This window comes from Rhizobium mayense, assembly GCF_030272705.1.
Taxonomy (GTDB): domain Bacteria; phylum Pseudomonadota; class Alphaproteobacteria; order Rhizobiales; family Rhizobiaceae; genus Rhizobium; species Rhizobium mayense.
In genome coordinates this window covers 121,293-137,951 of the sequence record NZ_JARFYM010000011.1, presented here as the reverse complement: position 1 = coordinate 137,951, position 16,659 = coordinate 121,293, and the positions used below count along the sequence as shown (strand labels likewise).

17 protein-coding genes are annotated in these 16,659 nt (G+C 60.6%); 7 read left to right on the top strand and 10 right to left on the bottom strand.

The annotated features are described in order from the left end of the window. Window positions 1-93 precede the first annotated feature (93 nt). From PY649_RS16240 to PY649_RS16230, 3 genes are all read left to right on the top strand, one after another. A complete protein-coding gene (locus PY649_RS16240; RefSeq protein WP_349644430.1) occupies window positions 94-249 on the top strand; it encodes a type II toxin-antitoxin system HigB family toxin in 156 nt (51 codons plus the stop codon). Continuing rightward, window positions 242-664 carry a DUF1508 domain-containing protein gene (locus PY649_RS16235; protein ID WP_285869578.1) on the top strand — a complete coding sequence of 141 codons (423 nt, stop codon included), beginning with the start codon at window positions 242-244 and terminating at the stop codon, window positions 662-664. The genes PY649_RS16240 and PY649_RS16235 overlap by 8 nt, the downstream gene beginning before the upstream one ends. A gap of 78 nt (window positions 665-742) precedes the next feature. Then, window positions 743-1,882, top strand: a complete 1,140-nt coding sequence (locus PY649_RS16230; protein WP_285869577.1) for an alpha-hydroxy acid oxidase — start codon at window positions 743-745, stop codon at window positions 1,880-1,882. Here the strand turns inward: PY649_RS16230 and PY649_RS16225 are convergent. From PY649_RS16225 to PY649_RS16185, 9 genes are all read right to left on the bottom strand, one after another. Further along, window positions 1,879-2,619 carry a metallophosphoesterase family protein gene (locus PY649_RS16225; RefSeq protein WP_285869576.1) on the bottom strand — a complete coding sequence of 247 codons (741 nt, stop codon included), beginning with the start codon at window positions 2,617-2,619 and terminating at the stop codon, window positions 1,879-1,881. The two genes, PY649_RS16230 and PY649_RS16225, sit on opposite strands and share 4 nt — an antisense overlap. Before the next feature lie 3 nt (window positions 2,620-2,622). Beyond that, the gene (uraH, locus tag PY649_RS16220; protein WP_285869575.1) at window positions 2,623-2,979 is read right to left on the bottom strand and encodes a hydroxyisourate hydrolase; all 357 of its coding nucleotides are present in this window, start codon (window positions 2,977-2,979) and stop codon (window positions 2,623-2,625) included. Continuing rightward, window positions 2,976-3,476, bottom strand: a complete 501-nt coding sequence (locus PY649_RS16215; RefSeq protein ID WP_285869574.1) for an ureidoglycolate lyase — start codon at window positions 3,474-3,476, stop codon at window positions 2,976-2,978. Before PY649_RS16215 ends, uraH begins: the two co-directional genes overlap by 4 nt. Window positions 3,477-3,481: 5 nt before the next feature. Continuing rightward, a complete protein-coding gene (locus PY649_RS16210) occupies window positions 3,482-3,844 on the bottom strand; it encodes a HepT-like ribonuclease domain-containing protein (protein WP_285869573.1) in 363 nt (120 codons plus the stop codon). Window positions 3,845-3,847: 3 nt separating this feature from the next. Beyond that, the gene (gene alc / locus PY649_RS16205; RefSeq protein ID WP_285869572.1) at window positions 3,848-4,870 is read right to left on the bottom strand and encodes an allantoicase; all 1,023 of its coding nucleotides are present in this window, start codon (window positions 4,868-4,870) and stop codon (window positions 3,848-3,850) included. Next, entirely contained in the window at window positions 4,871-5,368 is a 498-nt protein-coding gene (gene uraD, locus PY649_RS16200) for a 2-oxo-4-hydroxy-4-carboxy-5-ureidoimidazoline decarboxylase (RefSeq protein WP_285869571.1), read from the bottom strand. Next, window positions 5,369-6,295, bottom strand: coding sequence for an allantoinase PuuE (gene puuE / locus PY649_RS16195; protein ID WP_285869570.1), 927 nt, complete (start codon window positions 6,293-6,295; stop codon window positions 5,369-5,371). It lies immediately after the preceding gene. A gap of 93 nt (window positions 6,296-6,388) precedes the next feature. After that, window positions 6,389-7,096, bottom strand: a complete 708-nt coding sequence (locus PY649_RS16190; protein ID WP_285869569.1) for a DUF1045 domain-containing protein — start codon at window positions 7,094-7,096, stop codon at window positions 6,389-6,391. A gap of 106 nt (window positions 7,097-7,202) precedes the next feature. Next, window positions 7,203-8,387, bottom strand: a complete 1,185-nt coding sequence (locus PY649_RS16185) for an NAD(P)/FAD-dependent oxidoreductase (protein WP_285869567.1) — start codon at window positions 8,385-8,387, stop codon at window positions 7,203-7,205. Here PY649_RS16185 and mnmC2 point away from each other — a divergent pair. After that, the gene (gene mnmC2, locus PY649_RS16180) at window positions 8,386-9,120 is read left to right on the top strand and encodes a tRNA (5-methylaminomethyl-2-thiouridine)(34)-methyltransferase MnmC2 (RefSeq protein ID WP_285869565.1); all 735 of its coding nucleotides are present in this window, start codon (window positions 8,386-8,388) and stop codon (window positions 9,118-9,120) included. The genes PY649_RS16185 and mnmC2 overlap by 2 nt on opposite strands. On the opposite strand, the gene PY649_RS16175 is transcribed toward mnmC2, so the two are convergent. Further along, window positions 9,117-12,368, bottom strand: coding sequence for a PAS domain-containing hybrid sensor histidine kinase/response regulator (locus tag PY649_RS16175; protein ID WP_285869564.1), 3,252 nt, complete (start codon window positions 12,366-12,368; stop codon window positions 9,117-9,119). The genes mnmC2 and PY649_RS16175 overlap by 4 nt on opposite strands. Window positions 12,369-12,582: 214 nt before the next feature. Between PY649_RS16175 and PY649_RS16170 the strand changes: the two genes are divergently transcribed. From PY649_RS16170 to PY649_RS16160, 3 genes are all read left to right on the top strand, one after another. After that, a complete protein-coding gene (locus PY649_RS16170; RefSeq protein WP_285869563.1) occupies window positions 12,583-14,169 on the top strand; it encodes a trimethylamine methyltransferase family protein in 1,587 nt (528 codons plus the stop codon). Window positions 14,170-14,325: 156 nt separating this feature from the next. Then, complete coding sequence (locus PY649_RS16165; protein WP_285869611.1) at window positions 14,326-14,640, top strand: hypothetical protein; 315 nt, start codon at window positions 14,326-14,328, stop codon at window positions 14,638-14,640. A 308-nt stretch (window positions 14,641-14,948) separates the two neighbouring features. Next, window positions 14,949-16,658 (top strand): DEAD/DEAH box helicase, encoded by a 1,710-nt coding sequence (locus PY649_RS16160; protein WP_285869562.1) that lies wholly within the window; start codon window positions 14,949-14,951, stop codon window positions 16,656-16,658. The last annotated feature ends 1 nt before the right edge of the window (window position 16,659 follow it).

Below are 16,659 nucleotides of genomic sequence, written 5' to 3'. Positions count from 1 at the left end.
CCGTTAAGACGGCTGTTGATAGCTGGTTTGCAGAAGTGAGCAAGGCAACTTGGAATAGCGGTTCGGATGTGAAAAAGCTTTGCTACGGCCAGCATTATAAATGCCGAGCGTAACGTCTTTAATATCAAGGGGAACGACTATAGGCTTGTCGTTGCAATTGACTATGAAAAGTCCATTATTTGGATAAAATGGATTGGTTCGCATAGAGACTACGATCGGATTGACGTCTCGAAGGTGAAATATGACTGAGTTGAAACCCATCCGCTCGAATGATGACTACGAGGAAGCCCTGGAGCTGCTTTCAACGCTTTGGGGTGCCAAGAGCGGCACTCCGGAGGGAGATAAGCTCGACATTCTTGCAACCTTACTGGACGCCTATGAGACCGAGCATTTTCCGATGGATAAGCCCAGCCCGGAAGCTATGGCCGCGTTCCGCGCCGAGCAAAGCAACACTGGAGAGTCGAGTTCCGCGATGTCGAACGGCGAGCATGTTTTCCAAGTGATCATGGACAAGAACGGCGGCTTCTTCTATCGCTTTATATCTCCAAACGGGGCGACAATTCTCGAGTCGGAGATCTTCAATTCTAAAGCTGCTGCGTTGAGGGCAATAGAGTCGCTGAAAGCTAGTGTGCCGGGTTCGAAAGTATTCGACCAAGCAGCCTGAGTTCGTTTCCAAGCTCCATTGCTTCGCACCTAATTTCCAAGGCTCGACTTGAGCGCAAGTCTATAAAGAAATATTGCCATGACCGCGCCGCTTACCATTGCCGAACTGAAGAAGCTTGCCAAGCGGCGCGTCCCGAAGATGTTCTTCGAATATGCCGACTCCGGCTCGTGGACCGAATCCACATACATCGCGAACGAAGCGGATTTCAAAAAGATCCAACTGCGCCAACGCGTCCTGGTCGACATGTCCAACCGCTCTTTGGAAACCCGCATGGTCGGCCAGACGGTATCGATGCCGGTGGCGCTGGCTCCGACCGGGCTGACGGGCATGCAGCATGCCGACGGTGAAATGCTGGCGGCGCGCGCGGCCGAGGAATTTGGCATTCCCTTCACACTGTCGACCATGAGCATCTGCTCCATCGAGGACGTTGCCTCGGTGACGAAGAAACCCTTCTGGTTCCAGCTCTATGTCATGAAGGACCGCGACTTCGTGATAGACCTGATCAATCGCGCAAAAGCCGCGAAGTGTTCAGCCTTGGTGCTGACGGCCGACCTGCAGATCCTTGGCCAGCGGCACAACGATCTGCGCAACGGCCTGACGGCGCCGCCGAAACTCATTCCGAAACACATGTGGCAGGTCGCAATGCGGCCGCGCTGGTGCCTGGACATGATGCGGACCAAGCGGCGCTCCTTCGGCAATGTCATTGGTCATGCCAAGAACGTTACCAGCCTGGCGTCACTGGCGGGCTGGACCCATGAGCAATTCGATCCCAAGCTTTCATGGAGCGACGTCGGCTGGATCAAGGAACACTGGGGCGGGCCGCTGATCATCAAGGGCATACTCGATGTCGAAGACGCCAAGGCCGCCGTCAATACGGGCGCGGACGCGATCATCGTTTCCAACCATGGCGGCCGTCAGCTCGACGGCGCCCCCTCCTCCATCAGCATGCTGCCGAAGATCGTCGACGCCGTCGGCGACAAGATCGAAGTGCACGTCGACGGCGGTATCCGCTCCGGCCAGGATGTGTTGAAGGCCGTGGCGCTTGGCGCCAAAGGCACTTTCATCGGCCGCCCCTTCCTCTACGGCCTCGGCGCCATGGGCAAGGAAGGCGTAACGCGGGCGCTGGAGATCATCCGCAACGAACTGGATCTCTCCATGGCGCTTTGCGGCAAGCGGGATATCAAATCTGTCGACCGGGAGATTATCGCCGAGGTTTAGCGCAGCCAGCCCGTAGCCAACCCGCTCGCCCAATCGGCGCGGCCGGCACGCCCGGCCAATGCCGCCATTGCTTGATGATCGTAGGCCACCTGCCGGAATGTTGGCAGCCATATGCCTTCCACCTTTTCCAGAGCGGCATAGGAGGCAAAGGGATGGCCAGCCTCGACCTTGTGATAATGGGGCAAATCGTCATCGTAGGCGGGACAGCCGACGCTGCCGGGGTTGACGATCAGGCGCCCGTCTCTGAGGCGGACCATCCGCGGGATATGGCTATGGCCGCATAGGATGAGCGGAAAATCGATTCCGGCGGCCAACGCCTCTATCTCTTCGACCGGCTTCAGATAAACGTGGCCTTCCGGTGAGACCGCTTCGAGCCAATAGGTGTGATCATCCTTGGGCGTCGCGTGGCAAAGGTAGGCCTCGCCCCTATAGACAGTGGTGAACGGCAAGGTCTTCAGCCAATCGAAATGATGAGCGGACAATTCCGCATGGGCGGCGCTGTCCGAAACATGCATCTCCTCCGGCACCTGTTCGATCAGATGCCGATCGTGGTTGCCGCGAACAGTCGCGGCATCGAGCGCCACCAGGATTTCGGCCGTCTCTCCCGCCGTCAGCGGCCCGCTAAAGCAATCGCCGAGATTGACGATGTCGTCGATGCCTTGCGCCCGGATATCGGCCAGCACCGCCTCCAGCGCCAGGTGATTGCCATGCACATCCGCAATCGCCGCAAAACGCAATTCTCAGCTCCCGCGATAGGTGGAATAGCCATAGGGCGAGAGCAGTAGCGGCACGTGGTAATGCGCCGTCGTGTCAGCGATGCCGAAACGGATCGGCACGAGATCGAGGAACGCCGGCTCGGGCAGCTTGGCTCCGGTTGCCCGCAGATAATCGCCGGCCCGGAAAAGCAATTCATAGGTGCCGGCAACGAAACTGTCGCCGACCAATATCGGCCCACCATCGACGCGTCCATCCGAATTGGTCGTGACTGTCTTCAGATGCTTACGCGTCTCGCCCTCGATCTTGAAAAGATCGATCGCCAGGCCTTCGGCCGGTTTGCCGAGGGCAGTGTCGAGCACATGGGTGGTCAGTCCGGTCATAGGGTCGGCGCTCCGATGATGAAGGGGATATCGAAGAAGAATTCCACCAGATTGTTGCCCGGCCCGTCACGATCGACGACGAGAAAGTCACTCGGCTGGTCAAGGGTCATCAACGGGTAGTGCCAGACATTGCGGTGATAGTTCACACCTTGGTCGCCGCGCGCCAGAAAAACCCACGGTGTGCCCGGCTTGCCGTCCTCATCCTTCGAAACGACGACAAGAAACTGCCGATCGTTGAGCGGTACGAAACACTGGCTGCCAAGGGGATGGCGCTCCATCATTTCGACTGCGTATGGAAAAGCCCGCGGCTTGCCGCGAAACAGATTGATGATCACGCGCGCCTCGTCACCCGTCGCCTCAGCACTGGAAAGCGCATGAAACCGCTCCGTCGTACCGCCATTGATCAGCTTCACCGTCGCCGGGTCCGCTTCGATGACGTCGCCAAAGGGCGCAAACGCGGCCTTGGTAAGGGGGAAGATGTCGAGGGTCCGGATCATGGTCGTCACTCCCCTTCCGCCCGCCAGCGGCGAATAGACTCAAGTTGCGTGAGCAATTCGGGGATCGCATGCCCGACCGTCGCCCAAACGTCCTCGACGTTTGCCGTGACGCCGTCGGACAGCAGGCGCTCGCTCATAGTTTTCATCTCATTCCAGTGCAGATCCGGATGGTCCGGCCCGAATTCCGGATATTCGTGCAGCAACTGGGCTGCCGACGCACCAATGACACAGAGGCTATATGCAACGGCATATTGAGTACGATCATCGGCCAGGAACGATGCCCTCTCCATTCCTCGAACAAAAAGACACGCTTCGGACGCAGCCCTCTGCATCTGATCCAGGTAATGGATGGGCCCCCTACCGGTCATATCCTAGGCCTTGTTCCCAAAAAGCCTGAGCCGCATGACGCCGCCGTCCGGATGCATGGCGAAACGCACATGCGTTACCGGGCCGATGGATGCCAAGACATCGGCACCATATTCGTGGATATGATCCATCTGCAGCTTCTGGGGCGGAAGGATCGGCTTCCAATTCTCCGAGGCGGCGATTTCCGTATCGGTGAAGCTGTCGCCGTGACCGGGCAGATAGGCGCCGAGCAGTTCGCACGTATCCGGAAAATTGCCCTTGAAGAAGGCAGTGTCGACGATGACGCGGTTGATGGTGCCGGGATGGCCGAGGCGGATGATCGTCCAGTCATGGCCAGGGCCACGCCGGCGCTTCGTTTCCCAGCCGTCACCCATGTTGAGACCACGGCCCGGTCCGAGCATCTTGTCGGGATGGCCATAATGCGCGTCCGACCAGGCAAGCGCCTTGGCGCCGTTGAAGATATAGCCAAGGTCGACTTCCTCGGCGCTACCCACCTTCGACCAGTCGAAATAGGCTGAGCCGTAGACGCGCAGACGTGCCACGCCGCCGTCGGGATAGATGTGCAGCCGAAGATGCGTCCAGACTTTTTCCTTGTCAGCTACTTCAAAAAAATGATGCGCGCTGGAGCCTAGCGGCGATTTCACAAGGATCTCGGTCCAGGCGGTCGCGTAGGTCGGATCGCCGTTTTCAACGAAGGCGGCCTCGATCGAGCAATGCGGCGGGTAATTGCCGGTGAAATAGCTGGTATCGACATCGAAGCCGAAGATACGGCCCGGCATGGCGAGGCGGATGACCGACCAGTCATGACCCGGCACGCGCTTGCGCCGGCTTTCCCAGCCGTCCATGTACTTGCCGTTGTCGTCATAGAGATCCGGATCGAAGCTTGCCGGCACATCCTGCAGCATGCGATCGAGCGGCGCGAAGAACTCGTCGGTGGCGTAGAGCCCCTTGGCGCCGAGACGGGCAGAGGCAAGGTTGATGGCGCCGACCGCGAAGGACGGAAGGCTGGTATCGGCGTTGTCGGTCATTCACGTCTCCGGAAGCATGGATTGCAGGCGCAGCAGTGCGATCCTCTCCACCTGCGCCGTTGCGGTCGCAAATTCCGCGTCCCGGTCATTGCCGATCCGCGTTTCGAAGGCGGTGAGGATATCGTCTTTGCCGAGCCCCTTAACCGCAATAATAAAAGGAAAGCCGAATTTCGTCACGTAAGCCGTGTTGAGCTCGGTGAAGCGGGCATGCTCAGCCGGTGTCAGCCGGTCAAGTCCCGCACCTGCCTGTTCCTTCCGGCTGTCCTCGGTAAGTTTGCCCGCAATTGCCAACCGACCGGCGAGGTCCGGATGAGCCCGCAAGACGCCAAGCCGCTCGTCGACGCTGGCGGCGCGGAAAATCGCAACCAGAGCGTCACGTACGCCGCCTGACGTCAACGGTTCGACAATGTCGCCGGCGTCATAGGCACGTTCGGCAATGAAGGGAGAGTGCTCGAAGACGCCGCCGAAGCGGGTCACAAAAACGTCGCGCGATATCATTCAGCGTGCACCCGCCGGAAGGTGATGCTGGTACCAGTGATTGGCGATATCGATGCGCCTGGGTATCCAGACCTTGTCGTGCTTCAGCACATAGTCGATAAAGCGCCTCAACGCCGCCGCCCGGCCCGGCCGGCCGACGAGACGGCAATGCAGGCCGACGGATATCATCTTGGGGCGGCCATCCTTGCCCTCTTCATAGAGCGTGTCGAAAGCATCCTTGAGATAGGTGAAGAACTGATCGCCGGAATTGAAGCCCTGCGGTGTGGCGAACCGCATGTCGTTGGTTTCAAGCGTGTAGGGAATGATCAGGAAGGGTTTGCCCTCGATACCATCGACCCAATAGGGCAGATCGTCGGCATAGGAATCCGACGAATAGAGGAAACCGCCCTCCTCCATCACCAAGCGCAACGTATTGTCGGAAGGTTTTCCCTGATACATGCCGTAGGGACGCTCGCCGGTCAGCTCGGTATGCAGGCGCACGGCTTCGAGGATGTGCTTGCGCTCCAGATCCTCGGAGAAGTCCTTGTATTCCAGCCAACGATAGCCGTGGCTCGCGATCTCCCAACCCGCTTCCTTCATGGCGGCGACCGCTTCCGGATTACGCGCCATAGCAAGCGTCACGCCATAGACGGTCGCCTGAACCTTAAGCTCGGTGAACATGCGCCACAACCGCCAGAAACCGGCGCGCGAACCATATTCATAGATCGATTCCATATTGAGATTGCGCTGGTTCGGCCAGGCTGCCGCACCAACGATTTCCGACAGCAGATTCTCGGAAGCGGGATCGCCGTCGAGTACGGAGCTTTCCCCGCCCTCTTCGTAATTGATCACAAACTGCACCGCGACGCGGGCATCGCCGGGCCATTTCGGATCGGGCGTATGGCGGCCATAGCCGACGAGATTGCGAGGATAGGTATCGGACATCAAAGCACCTTCTCAACTATGTGAAGACGGTAGCATTCATGGCCGGAAAGTCGAGACGGAAAGTGCGAAACCCACTTTCCTTTCACCTGCAAGCAGTTAGGCGATCTTGCGAGCGCTGACTTTGCCCATCGGATGAAGGGAGTGCACGCGAAACGGCCCGCCGCTCCCTTCTTCCATCATCAGCGCAATGTTCGACACCGGCACTGGCTCGGCAAGCGCCGGCTCGAAGAAATCGCGCAATACCCGCTCCAGGCGCGGCAGATCGGCGGGACTGACCGTGCCCGTCAGCATCATCTGGAAACGGAATTCATCCATGACATGCGGATGACCCCAGCGGTGCAGATTGGCGAACTGCGCCGCCGAGAGGTTATCCGGGTCGCTGCGCTCGATTTCCGCCTCCGTCAGCGGTGCCCGATAGTGGTCGAAGGCCTGGACCAGCGACGCCGCCAGGAAATGCATTTGCTGACTAGGCTCCGACGGCACCAGGCCGAATGCTCCACCAAGGCGCGCAACTTCCATCCGCGGAATCTCGAACGGCGTCACAGTGCCGGAAAAACGCATGAGATCGCGCAGCAGCGTCGCCTCGGACATATCCTCGGCCAGGCGGAACGGCGCTTTCAAGATGCCGTTGAAGCCATAGCGGCGCGGCACCGCGGTATGAAAGGCGATTTCATGGATACCAAGTCCGCGAATGGCGGGCGGATCGACCATCTCGCCGGAATAGACATTGCGTCCCAGCCAATTTGCGGCCACGAGCGTCAGCGGATCGCTCGCAGACGGCGTGAAGCAAATGGCATAGCGCATAAAATCTCCTCCGGAGCGCGATAAACCGGCTGACCCAACCGGACGCCGATGAGCAAGGAGATAGGTGATTTGCGTGACAGATTAACGACCTGGGCGGTGTTTATATTCACGTTTTATGTGATGCTACCGCAATGTGGTTCGAAAGCGCGAAACCTTGGGGCAGCTTGAAAGAAAAGGGAATTTCCAATGCCTCCCGAACCGCTGCTTCGGCCAGACGATGGGCCAGACCGAAACTGACCTTGAATCCCCCGGTCAGCGCGATGAGCCGTTGATGGCCCGGATGCGCTCCCACCATGGGATCCCGATCGATCGCCTTCGGCCGCAGGCCGGCCCAGCGTTCGACCACTTCGGCACCGGCCAGTGTCGGCGCCATCATTCGCGCCGCGCCGAGCAGGTCGTCCAACTGGTCATCCGTCGACAGCGGATCGCAAAAACGATTCTCGCTCGTGCTGCCGACTGCAACCAGCCCGCCCTCATGCGGAACGATATAGAGCCCGTCGCGGAATATTACCGGCAGAGCAGCATCGACATCCGCTTTCAACAGGGCCGCCTGCCCCTTGACCGGCACGCCGAGGGGCGAATGACGACCGGGCGTCAATTCATCCAGGATCGGAAAGGAGCGATGGCCGGCTGAGAGAATGCAACGGCGGAAGCGGAGGGCGCCTTCGCGGGTCGCCGCGACGCCTCGGTCTGGATCGACGCTCTCGACCTCTGTTGCTTCGACAACCCGAACATGTTTTGCCTTGCTGAGATATTCGGCGAGAACCCTCAGGAAGGCCCGAGGGGCAACGCGGGCGGCGAGTGTGTCGAAAACGAATCCGCTTTCGCCGGCTGCCGGATCGATCCAGCCGCTAGCTGGGGCAGCATCGAGCACATGCCAATGAAACCGCCGGTCGCCGTGATGCCAATGCGTTTCGGCATCACGCGAGTGGCCCAGCGCAATCTTGCGCAGATGCTGCTTCGGCAATGGGATCAGCCGACCGGAACGTCGGTATCCGGCGGAAAGACCGGTTGCTGCTTCCAGCGCCGCGATCTCGTGCTCCAGAGATACGAGTGCATCGAACTGAAACTGCTTCTTCTCTGACCATTTGTCCGGCATATGCGGCATGAGCGCGCCAAGCAGGCCGCCGCTTGCCCCTTGCCCCAGCCGACCGGAATCGACGAGCAGCGCATCGATTCCCAGGCGCTCAGCATGCACCGCCGCCCACAGGCCCATAATGCCGCCACCGACGATCAGCAATTCGACGGACGATTGACCGGCAAGCCCCGGAGGATTATCGGCTCTTCCCATGACAGATCCAGTTTCCGATCAAACGCCCGCGGCGAAGACCAATGCTGCAAGCCAGGCGCTCGAATGGCGCGACGGCGATATGCCCTATTCGACCGCTTTTGGCGACCATTTTTATTGCCAGACCGACGGTCGGCTGGAATGCGGCCACGTCTTCCTTGCCGGCAACGGTCTGCCAGCTCGCTGGAATGAACAACAGAGCTTCCTGATCGGTGAACTCGGCTTCGGCACTGGCCTGAATTTTTGCGAAACCTGGCGACAATGGCGCCAGCATCGTAAGCCGAATTCGCAACTCCATTTCATGTCTTTCGAGCTTTACCCGATGCGCGGCGATGAAATCGATCGCGCACTGTCGCGCTGGCCGGAAATCGATGACGAACGTCAGGCGCTCGTCGCCGCCTGGCCGGAAGAACCGCGCGGTATCGTTACGCTCACACTCGACGGCCAAACGCGCCTCAGCGTCGTCTGCGGCCCGGCGATCGACGGCGTGAGCCAGGCAGCAACAGGCTTCGACGCCTGGTATCTCGACGGCTTCGCCCCTTCCCGAAACGCCGATATGTGGTCGCCGGAACTCATGCAGCGTCTTTACGGCAACACAGTCCCCGGCGGCACCTTCGCCACCTATGCCGCCGCCGGCTTCGTGCGCCGCAATCTGCAGGCTGCAGGCTTCACGGTCGAGCGACGCAAGGGATTTGCGGGAAAGCGCGAAATGCTCTGCGGACTCAAACAGGCTTAGTTTATGGAACGCTCGGTCTGCAGCGCCGCATCGCCGAGCCAACGACGGGCCTTGGCTTCCAGAAGCTCAGGGCTGATCGGCTTGGACATATAGTCGTCCATGCCCGCCTCCAGACACATGTCGCGGTCGACATCGAGCGCATGCGCGGTGACCCCGACGATCGGCACATGCCAACCCTGCCCAGCGTCTACTTCCAACTGCCGGATCATACGCGTCGCCTGATGGCCATTCATGATCGGCATGGAGACATCCATCATGATCAGTGATGGCCGAAGCTGCTGCCAGGCCTCCACGGCCTCCTGGCCGTTCTGAACCACGAGGAAGCGAAGGCCTGTGACCTGCAAAATCTGCGTGAAGACGATCTGATTGACCTCGTTGTCTTCGGCGACGAGGATATCGATGGGGCTAACAGGTTTCGCCACCATCCCGCGTTCGACGGCATCGACAGCGGCCACTGCTGCGGCAGCGACCGGCGACTGCGGTGAGGCTGTGGGTTCGTCGCTGCTCACCCGCTGACGCCGCGCGGTGCGCACGACATCGATGATGGTGCTGCGCAGCACATTGGCGCGCGTTGGCTTCATCAGATGCGCCTGGCCATTCAGCGCCGCGAATTCCTTGTCACTGCCGGCGACGTCCATGGATGTCAGGAAGATCAGCGACAGCCCGTCGAAACGGGAATCGGCGCGAATGGCGCGCGCGACGTCATCGCCATTCATACCCGGCATGTGGTAGTCTAGGATCACGGCATCGACCGGCACGGCCATATCGAAGGCGGCATAGAGGATGGCGAGCCCCGTCTTGCCGTCCTCGGCGGCGTAGCCGTCAAAACCCCATTGCTCCAACTGCTCGGTCAATATCCGCCGGTTGATCTCGTTGTCATCGACGACCAGGATACCGGCGCCCTTGACATTGACCGGCACCGCACGCGGTTCGCTGCGCGTGGCCGCCGGCGACACGGGCAGATGCACGGTGAAGACCGAACCCTTGCCCCATTCGCTCTCGACTTCGAGATAGCCGCCGAAGAGATCGACCAGCCCGGCTGTGATGGCGAGGCCGAGGCCTGTGCCTTCGTGGCGGCGCGTCGAAGAAGCGTCGACCTGCGAAAACTTCTCGAAAATAGAATCGAGCTTCTCGTCCGGGATACCGATGCCGGTATCCTCGATCCGGAGCGTCAGCATGATCTCGCCGTTGTCGATCGGCTGGCTGTTCACCTCGACCAGCACGTGGCCACGCTCGGTGAATTTGACCGCATTGCCGACAAGGTTGGTGACGATCTGGCGGAAGCGGCCGGCGTCTCCGAGCACCATGGCCGGCACATCGGGCGCTGTGTGCACCAGCAACTCGATATCCTTTTCCGCCGCCGGCGACGACAGGAGTGTCGCGACATCCTCCACCGCCTCCGCCGGATCGAAGGCGGCCTTGCGCAAACGCATTTGCCCGGCGTCGATCTTCGAGAAATCCAGGATATCGTTGATGATCGTCAACAGCGCATTGCCCGACTTGACGATGATATCGATGAAAGTCTTCTGCCGGGCGTCGAGATCGGTCTTGGCCAGGAGTTCCGCCATCCCGAGAACGCCATTCATAGGCGTACGGATTTCATGGCTCATATTGGCAAGGAATTCAGATTTGGCGCGGTCGGCGGTTTCGCTGCGGGAAAGCAACAGTTGCAGTTCGGCTTCGCGCTCTTTCATCTCGGTGACATCGGTCAGCACCACGGTCCAGCGGCGGCTTTCGCTGATCGTCGCTTCGAGCTGCATCCAGCGCTCGCCGGCAACTTGGAACACCGCCGAGACCGGCTTGCTCGCGGCCATGCTTTCGCGCCACGCAAGCCGAAGCGCCTCCGGCTCGTCGCCGAAATCGCCGCGCGCGGCGCAATGATCAAAGGCGACGGACCAATGCTTGCCGACCTCCAGATATTCTGCGGGAACGCGTAGCATGTCTGTCAATGCATCGCTCGCCAGCATGATGATGCCGTCCTGTACGATCAGCAGTCCTTGCGACATCGCATGCGTGGCGTCCGTCATCAGCTCGCCGAGGTGCTCGAGCGCTAGGCGCGCCTCGCTGATCTCACGAGCTTGCTGGCGCACGGAAGAGATGTCGGCGTAGGCGACCAGCGTGCGGCCGTTCGAAATGCGGCGTGCATCCATGATGACGGATTTGCCGTCGGCAAAATTCATTTCAGTCTGGATATGCGGGCCGGCATTGCGGAAAGCTTCGAGACGCGCCTGGTAGATATCGTCGATGCTGCCCGCATCGGCGTCGTAGCGGCCGAGTTCGAAATGCTTGGCAACGAGATCGCGATAAGACCGGCCTTCGAAACGCTCGTCCTTCGAGAATTCCCAGATGTCGTAAAAGGCATCATTGGTATATTCCACATTGTAGTTGCTGTCATGGATCATCACGCCGATCGGCATCGAGCGCAGGATGTTTACCAGATCCTGATGCAAGGCCTCGGCGCGCGCCTGCGCCTCGATCAACTCGGTCTCGCGCAGCTTCAACACGGAAATATCGGTCATGGATCCGACGACATAACGCTTGCCGTCCGAGGCGACGACGCGGTTGACGCGCGTCATGATCGGATGCGTCATATGCGACCGATCGACAACCTCGCCTTCGAATTCGAGGCCGCGCCCTTCGTTCAGCACCTGCTCGTTTTCGGTAAAGAAATCGTCGGCGCCGGTTTCGAACATCTCGTGTTCCGTCTTGCCCAGCACCTCGGCGCGACTCAGCCCCGTAATGGCCGAATAGGCTTCGTTCGAATAGATCAGCCGATGGCTGGCGTCGCGCACGAAGGCGGCAACCGGCAAGTCCTCGAGAATGGTGCGGTAAACCCCGATCTCATTGACATGACTGCTAGCAATATCGTCCTCTTTTGGAGCTGAAGAAGGCGCGGCCGGCGCATCGAGAAACATCCCGAACACGTAGAGGCGGTCTTCAGAGGGCGAAAAACTTTCAATCTGCACCCGCGAACGGCTGCGGCCTGTCGGATCGAAGCATAGCGCCATCTCCTCGGAGCCGAAGACCAGCGCTCGGCGCTCCTTGTCTTCGCGGTCGACCTCTTCGCCGCTGTCGAAGAGATCGCGGCTGCGATTGCCGATAAAATCGGAGATATCGCGGCCAAAAAAGCGTGCATAGGCTTCGTTGACGGCGACATAGCGCAGATCGCTGTTCTTTACATAAGCCGGCTGGTCCAGATCGGCGATCCGGCGACAGGCCATCTCCAGCAGTTCACCGTCCGAGTTCAACAGGACCCCTCTTCTCACCGCCCACGATAGTTTGCTGGACCAAAGCTTTATCACGAATCGCTTTAACAAGCCGTTAACCATATTGCCAGCGCGTTGAACGTCGCGTTCAGACCACTGACTATCCCAGAACGGTCACCCCTAGGTCGCAAACGACGGCAGCATCCGACGTCGAACTCTGCCAAGAATCATATCAGAACAATGGTGGAGCGAGAGTATGAGCGACGATAGAAACACGGCCTTGCACGAGACCGACACTGCTACCATCCCGGTAGAGCGCCGCCGCCGGGCCGGAGGTCGCGGAGCCGAGCGCAGCCGCAAGCCGAGCGGCGCGAAATATCTCAATCTCGTCAACAACCTCGCCCGCACCGAGCTTCTGTCGCCCGAGGCGCTCGACGACATTCACGAAGCGTCGCTGACCATTCTCGAAGAGATCGGCATGGATATCATCCTGCCGGAAGCGCGCGAACGTATGAAAGCCGCCGGCGCCGTCGTCACGCCTGGTACGGAGCGCGTTCGCTTTGACAGGGGCATGATCACGGAGCTGATCGCCTCGGTCCCTTCGACCTTCACACTGCATGCCCGCAATCAGCTCAGAAACGTTCAGATCGGCGGCAGGAACCTCGTCTTTGCCCAGGTCGCCTCCGCGCCGTTCGTCGCGGATCGTGAAGGTGGTAGGCGGGCCGGCAATCAGGAGGACTTCCGCAAGCTGATCAAGCTTGCCCAATCCTACGACATCATTCATATGACCGGCGGCTACCCGGTCGAACCCGTAGATATCCACGCCTCGGTGCGGCATCTCGATTGCCTCTCCGATATCGTCAAGCTCACCGACAAGGCGTTTCATTGCTACTCGCTCGGCAAGCAGCGCAATCTCGACGCTATCGAGATCGCCCGCATCGGCCGCGGCATCAGCATGGAACAGATGGAGCGCGAGCCGTCGCTCTTCACCGTCATCAATTCCTCCTCCCCGCTGCGCCTCGACGGGCCGATGCTGCAGGGCATCATCGAGATGTCGTCACGGGGCCAGGTCGTGATCCTCACGCCGTTCACGCTGGCGGGCGCCATGGCGCCGGTGACCATCGCCGGCGCGCTGGTACAGCAGAATGCCGAGGCGCTGTGCGGCATTGCCTTTACGCAGATGGTGCGCAAGGGCGCGCCGGTCATGTATGGCGGCTTCACTTCGAATGTCGACATGAAGACGGGAGCGCCGGCTTTCGGCACGCCGGAATATATGAAGGCCGTGATTGCCGGCGGCCAGCTCGCCCGCCGCTACGGCATCCCCTATCGCACCTCCAACACCAATGCCTCCAATACGCTGGACGCCCAGGCAGCCTATGAATCGGCGCTATCGCTCTGGGCGCTGACCCAGGGCGGCGGCAATTTCGTGCTGCATTCCGCCGGCTGGAGCGAGGGCGGGCTGACTGCCTCCTTTGAAAAATTCATCCTCGATGTCGACATGCTGCAAATGGTCGCCGAGTTCCTGACGCCATTGGATGTCAGCCAGGACGCGCTGGCGCTCGACGCCGTGCGCGATGTTGGCCCCGGCGGCCACTATTTCGGCACGGCGCACACGCTCGCCCGCTACGAAACCGCTTTCTATTCGCCCATCGTCTCCGACTGGCGCAATTACGAGACCTGGACCGAAGCCGGCCGGCCGACTACCTATGATCACGCCAACCGCATCTTCAAGGAAACGCTCGCCCATTACGAACGTCCTCCGCTTGATCCGGCGACCGAGGAGGAGCTTGACGCCTTTGTGGCCAGACGCAAGAAGGAAGGCGGCGTTCCGACTGATTTCTAGTGTAAAATCAACCAGTTTTTGCTGTTTATTATGAACAAAATTTAATGTCGCGACCCTCTTTTTAGCCGCGACTTCGCCCGCTTTTCCAAACAGCTTCAAACCCGGCTTCGGCTCGGAGGCCTCTGTGTTTTTGGGAAAGGGATGTCAGGGATGTCAATGTCTCTGCTTCGCACTTTAACGACGGCCGGTTTGATCGCGCTGACGCTTGGCGGCGCCGCCGCCGTAACCACCACCACTGCCGGCGCCTCCGAGCGCGGCGCCTCCTTCGGCGGCCTTGCCGCCGGTGTCGTCGGCGGCGCTTTGGCGGTTGAGGCGGTACGACCGGCCTACCCGGTCTATCCGGCTTATTACCCAGCCTACCGAACCTATTACGCTCCGGCCTATATACGCGCCTACCCCAGCTGCTTTTGGACATGGCGCCATCACGGTTGGGCCGGCCCTACCGTGTCGAGGTCTACCGCTGAAGCCTGATGGCACAGCGGGATGCCGATAGTTCGCGAATGCCGCCGGCTTTCCGGCGGCGTTTTTGTTGCAACTGCGAACAAGCTTTCGCCCACACCCCTTGACTTTGGCGCGGAATAAGACCAAATGCGCCTCAGCTTTCGCCTTCCGGCCGCCGCGTGAGCGTGCCCTGCGGGACTTGACATACGCAAGAGAAGGACAAAAGCGCTTTGAAATGAGACCGCAACCAAGGCGGTCGGATGCGCTGGAAAGCATTTTCCAACAAACAAGTTCCCACTTCACGCGGGGTTCTTGACGCCAGAGACAGACTGGACCGCATGGTGCGACCCGGCCTATTTGCTTTGGCGCCCCCGAAAGGTATTGAATTGACCAATTTTCACTCGCTTGGTCTCTCCAAGCAGATCGTCGATACGCTGTCGCAGAACAACTTCGCGACGCCGACGCCGATCCAGGCACAGGCCATCCCGCTTGTTCTCCAGGGCCGCGATCTCATCGGCCTCGCCCAGACCGGCACCGGCAAGACCGCCGCTTTCGGCCTGCCGATCATCGAGATGCTGCTGAAGGACGCGAAGCGCCCCGACAACCGCACCGTGCGTACGCTGATTCTCGCCCCCACCCGCGAACTGGTGAACCAGATCGCCGATAACCTTAAGCTCTTTGTCCGCAAAACACCGTTGAGGATCAACGTCGTGGTCGGCGGCGCCTCGATCAACAAGCAGCAGCTTCAGCTCGAACGCGGCACCGACATCCTCGTCGCCACCCCCGGCCGTCTGCTCGACCTCATCAACCGTCGCGCCCTGTCGCTCGGCCAGGTCAGCTATCTCGTCCTCGACGAGGCCGACCAGATGCTCGACCTCGGCTTCATTCACGACCTGCGCAAGATCGCCAAGCTCGTGCCGGCCAAGCGCCAGACCCTGCTGTTCTCGGCCACTATGCCGAAGACGATCGCCGACCTCGCTTCCGACTACCTGACCGATCCGGTCAAGGTGGAAGTGACCCCACCCGGCAAGGCGGCCGACAAGGTCGAGCAATATGTCCACTTCGTCGCCGGCCAGAACCACAAGACCGAGATCCTGAAGGAAACGATTTCCGCCAATCCGGATGGCCGCGCCATCGTCTTCCTGCGCACCAAGCACGGTGCCGAGAAGCTGATGAAACATCTCGACCACGTCGGCTTTGCCGCCGCCTCCATCCACGGCAACAAGAGCCAAGGCCAGCGCGAGCGGGCGCTCAAGGGTTTCCGTGACGGTGAGGTCCGCGTTCTCGTCGCCACCGACGTCGCCGCTCGCGGCATCGATATCCCCGGCGTTTCGCATGTCTACAACTATGACCTGCCGGAAGTCCCCGACGCCTATGTTCACCGCATTGGCCGCACCGCGCGCGCCGGCCGAGACGGCATCGCTATCGCTTTCTGCGCGCCGGACGAAATCCGCCTGCTGCGCGATATCGAGCGCCTGATGGGTATCGAAATTGCCGTTGCCAGCGGCGAAGCTCCGGCCGACCGTGGCCGCCCCGCTCGCGGCAACAACCGCGGCGGCGGTCGCGGCAGCCAGGGCCAAGGCCGTGGCGCAGGTCAGGGTCGCTCCGAAGGTCGTCCGGCCCGCCCGGCCCGTCGCCCCTTCTTCGACAAAGAAACCGGCGAAGCTCGAGGCGAGGCTGGCGAGCGCCAGGAGCCCCGCACTCGCCACGATCGTCCGCAGCGCGAGAACAATCGCAATGCAGACTTCCGTGGCCAGCGCCGCAACGAGCGCACGCCGCGCCCGGAAGTCGACAACGATCTCGCTTCGACGTCCGATTTCCGTCCGGCCAAGAAGCCGCATCATAACGGCCAGGCAAATGCCAATGGTGCAGCTCACGATGCCGGAGCGCATCGCGGCCAGCGGCACGCTCACGGCCGCCCCTCGGGCCGGCATAACGAGGAGCGCGGCCAGGGCCACGCTCACGGCGAACACCGTGAAGGCGGCAACGGCGGCATGAAGCGCCGCGGACCGCGCAACGGCAACGGCCAGCGCCGCGAACGCGCTTGAT

What these genes read in the sequence shown, in the direction of transcription:
- PY649_RS16235 (WP_285869578.1), top strand. Translation starts at nt 242, where the DNA reads ATGACTGAGTTGAAACCCATCCGCTCGAATGATGACTACGAGGAAGCC.
- PY649_RS16230 (WP_285869577.1), top strand. Translation starts at nt 743, where the DNA reads ATGACCGCGCCGCTTACCATTGCCGAACTGAAGAAGCTTGCCAAGCGG.
- uraH (WP_285869575.1), bottom strand. Translation starts at nt 2,979, where the DNA reads ATGACCGGACTGACCACCCATGTGCTCGACACTGCCCTCGGCAAACCG.
- PY649_RS16215 (WP_285869574.1), bottom strand. Translation starts at nt 3,476, where the DNA reads ATGATCCGGACCCTCGACATCTTCCCCCTTACCAAGGCCGCGTTTGCG.
- PY649_RS16210 (WP_285869573.1), bottom strand. Translation starts at nt 3,844, where the DNA reads ATGACCGGTAGGGGGCCCATCCATTACCTGGATCAGATGCAGAGGGCT.
- alc (WP_285869572.1), bottom strand. Translation starts at nt 4,870, where the DNA reads ATGACCGACAACGCCGATACCAGCCTTCCGTCCTTCGCGGTCGGCGCC.
- uraD (WP_285869571.1), bottom strand. Translation starts at nt 5,368, where the DNA reads ATGATATCGCGCGACGTTTTTGTGACCCGCTTCGGCGGCGTCTTCGAG.
- PY649_RS16190 (WP_285869569.1), bottom strand. Translation starts at nt 7,096, where the DNA reads ATGCGCTATGCCATTTGCTTCACGCCGTCTGCGAGCGATCCGCTGACG.
- mnmC2 (WP_285869565.1), top strand. Translation starts at nt 8,386, where the DNA reads ATGACAGATCCAGTTTCCGATCAAACGCCCGCGGCGAAGACCAATGCT.
- PY649_RS16185 (WP_285869567.1), bottom strand. Translation starts at nt 8,387, where the DNA reads ATGGGAAGAGCCGATAATCCTCCGGGGCTTGCCGGTCAATCGTCCGTC.
- PY649_RS16170 (WP_285869563.1), top strand. Translation starts at nt 12,583, where the DNA reads ATGAGCGACGATAGAAACACGGCCTTGCACGAGACCGACACTGCTACC.
- PY649_RS16165 (WP_285869611.1), top strand. Translation starts at nt 14,326, where the DNA reads ATGTCTCTGCTTCGCACTTTAACGACGGCCGGTTTGATCGCGCTGACG.
- PY649_RS16160 (WP_285869562.1), top strand. Translation starts at nt 14,949, where the DNA reads ATGGTGCGACCCGGCCTATTTGCTTTGGCGCCCCCGAAAGGTATTGAA.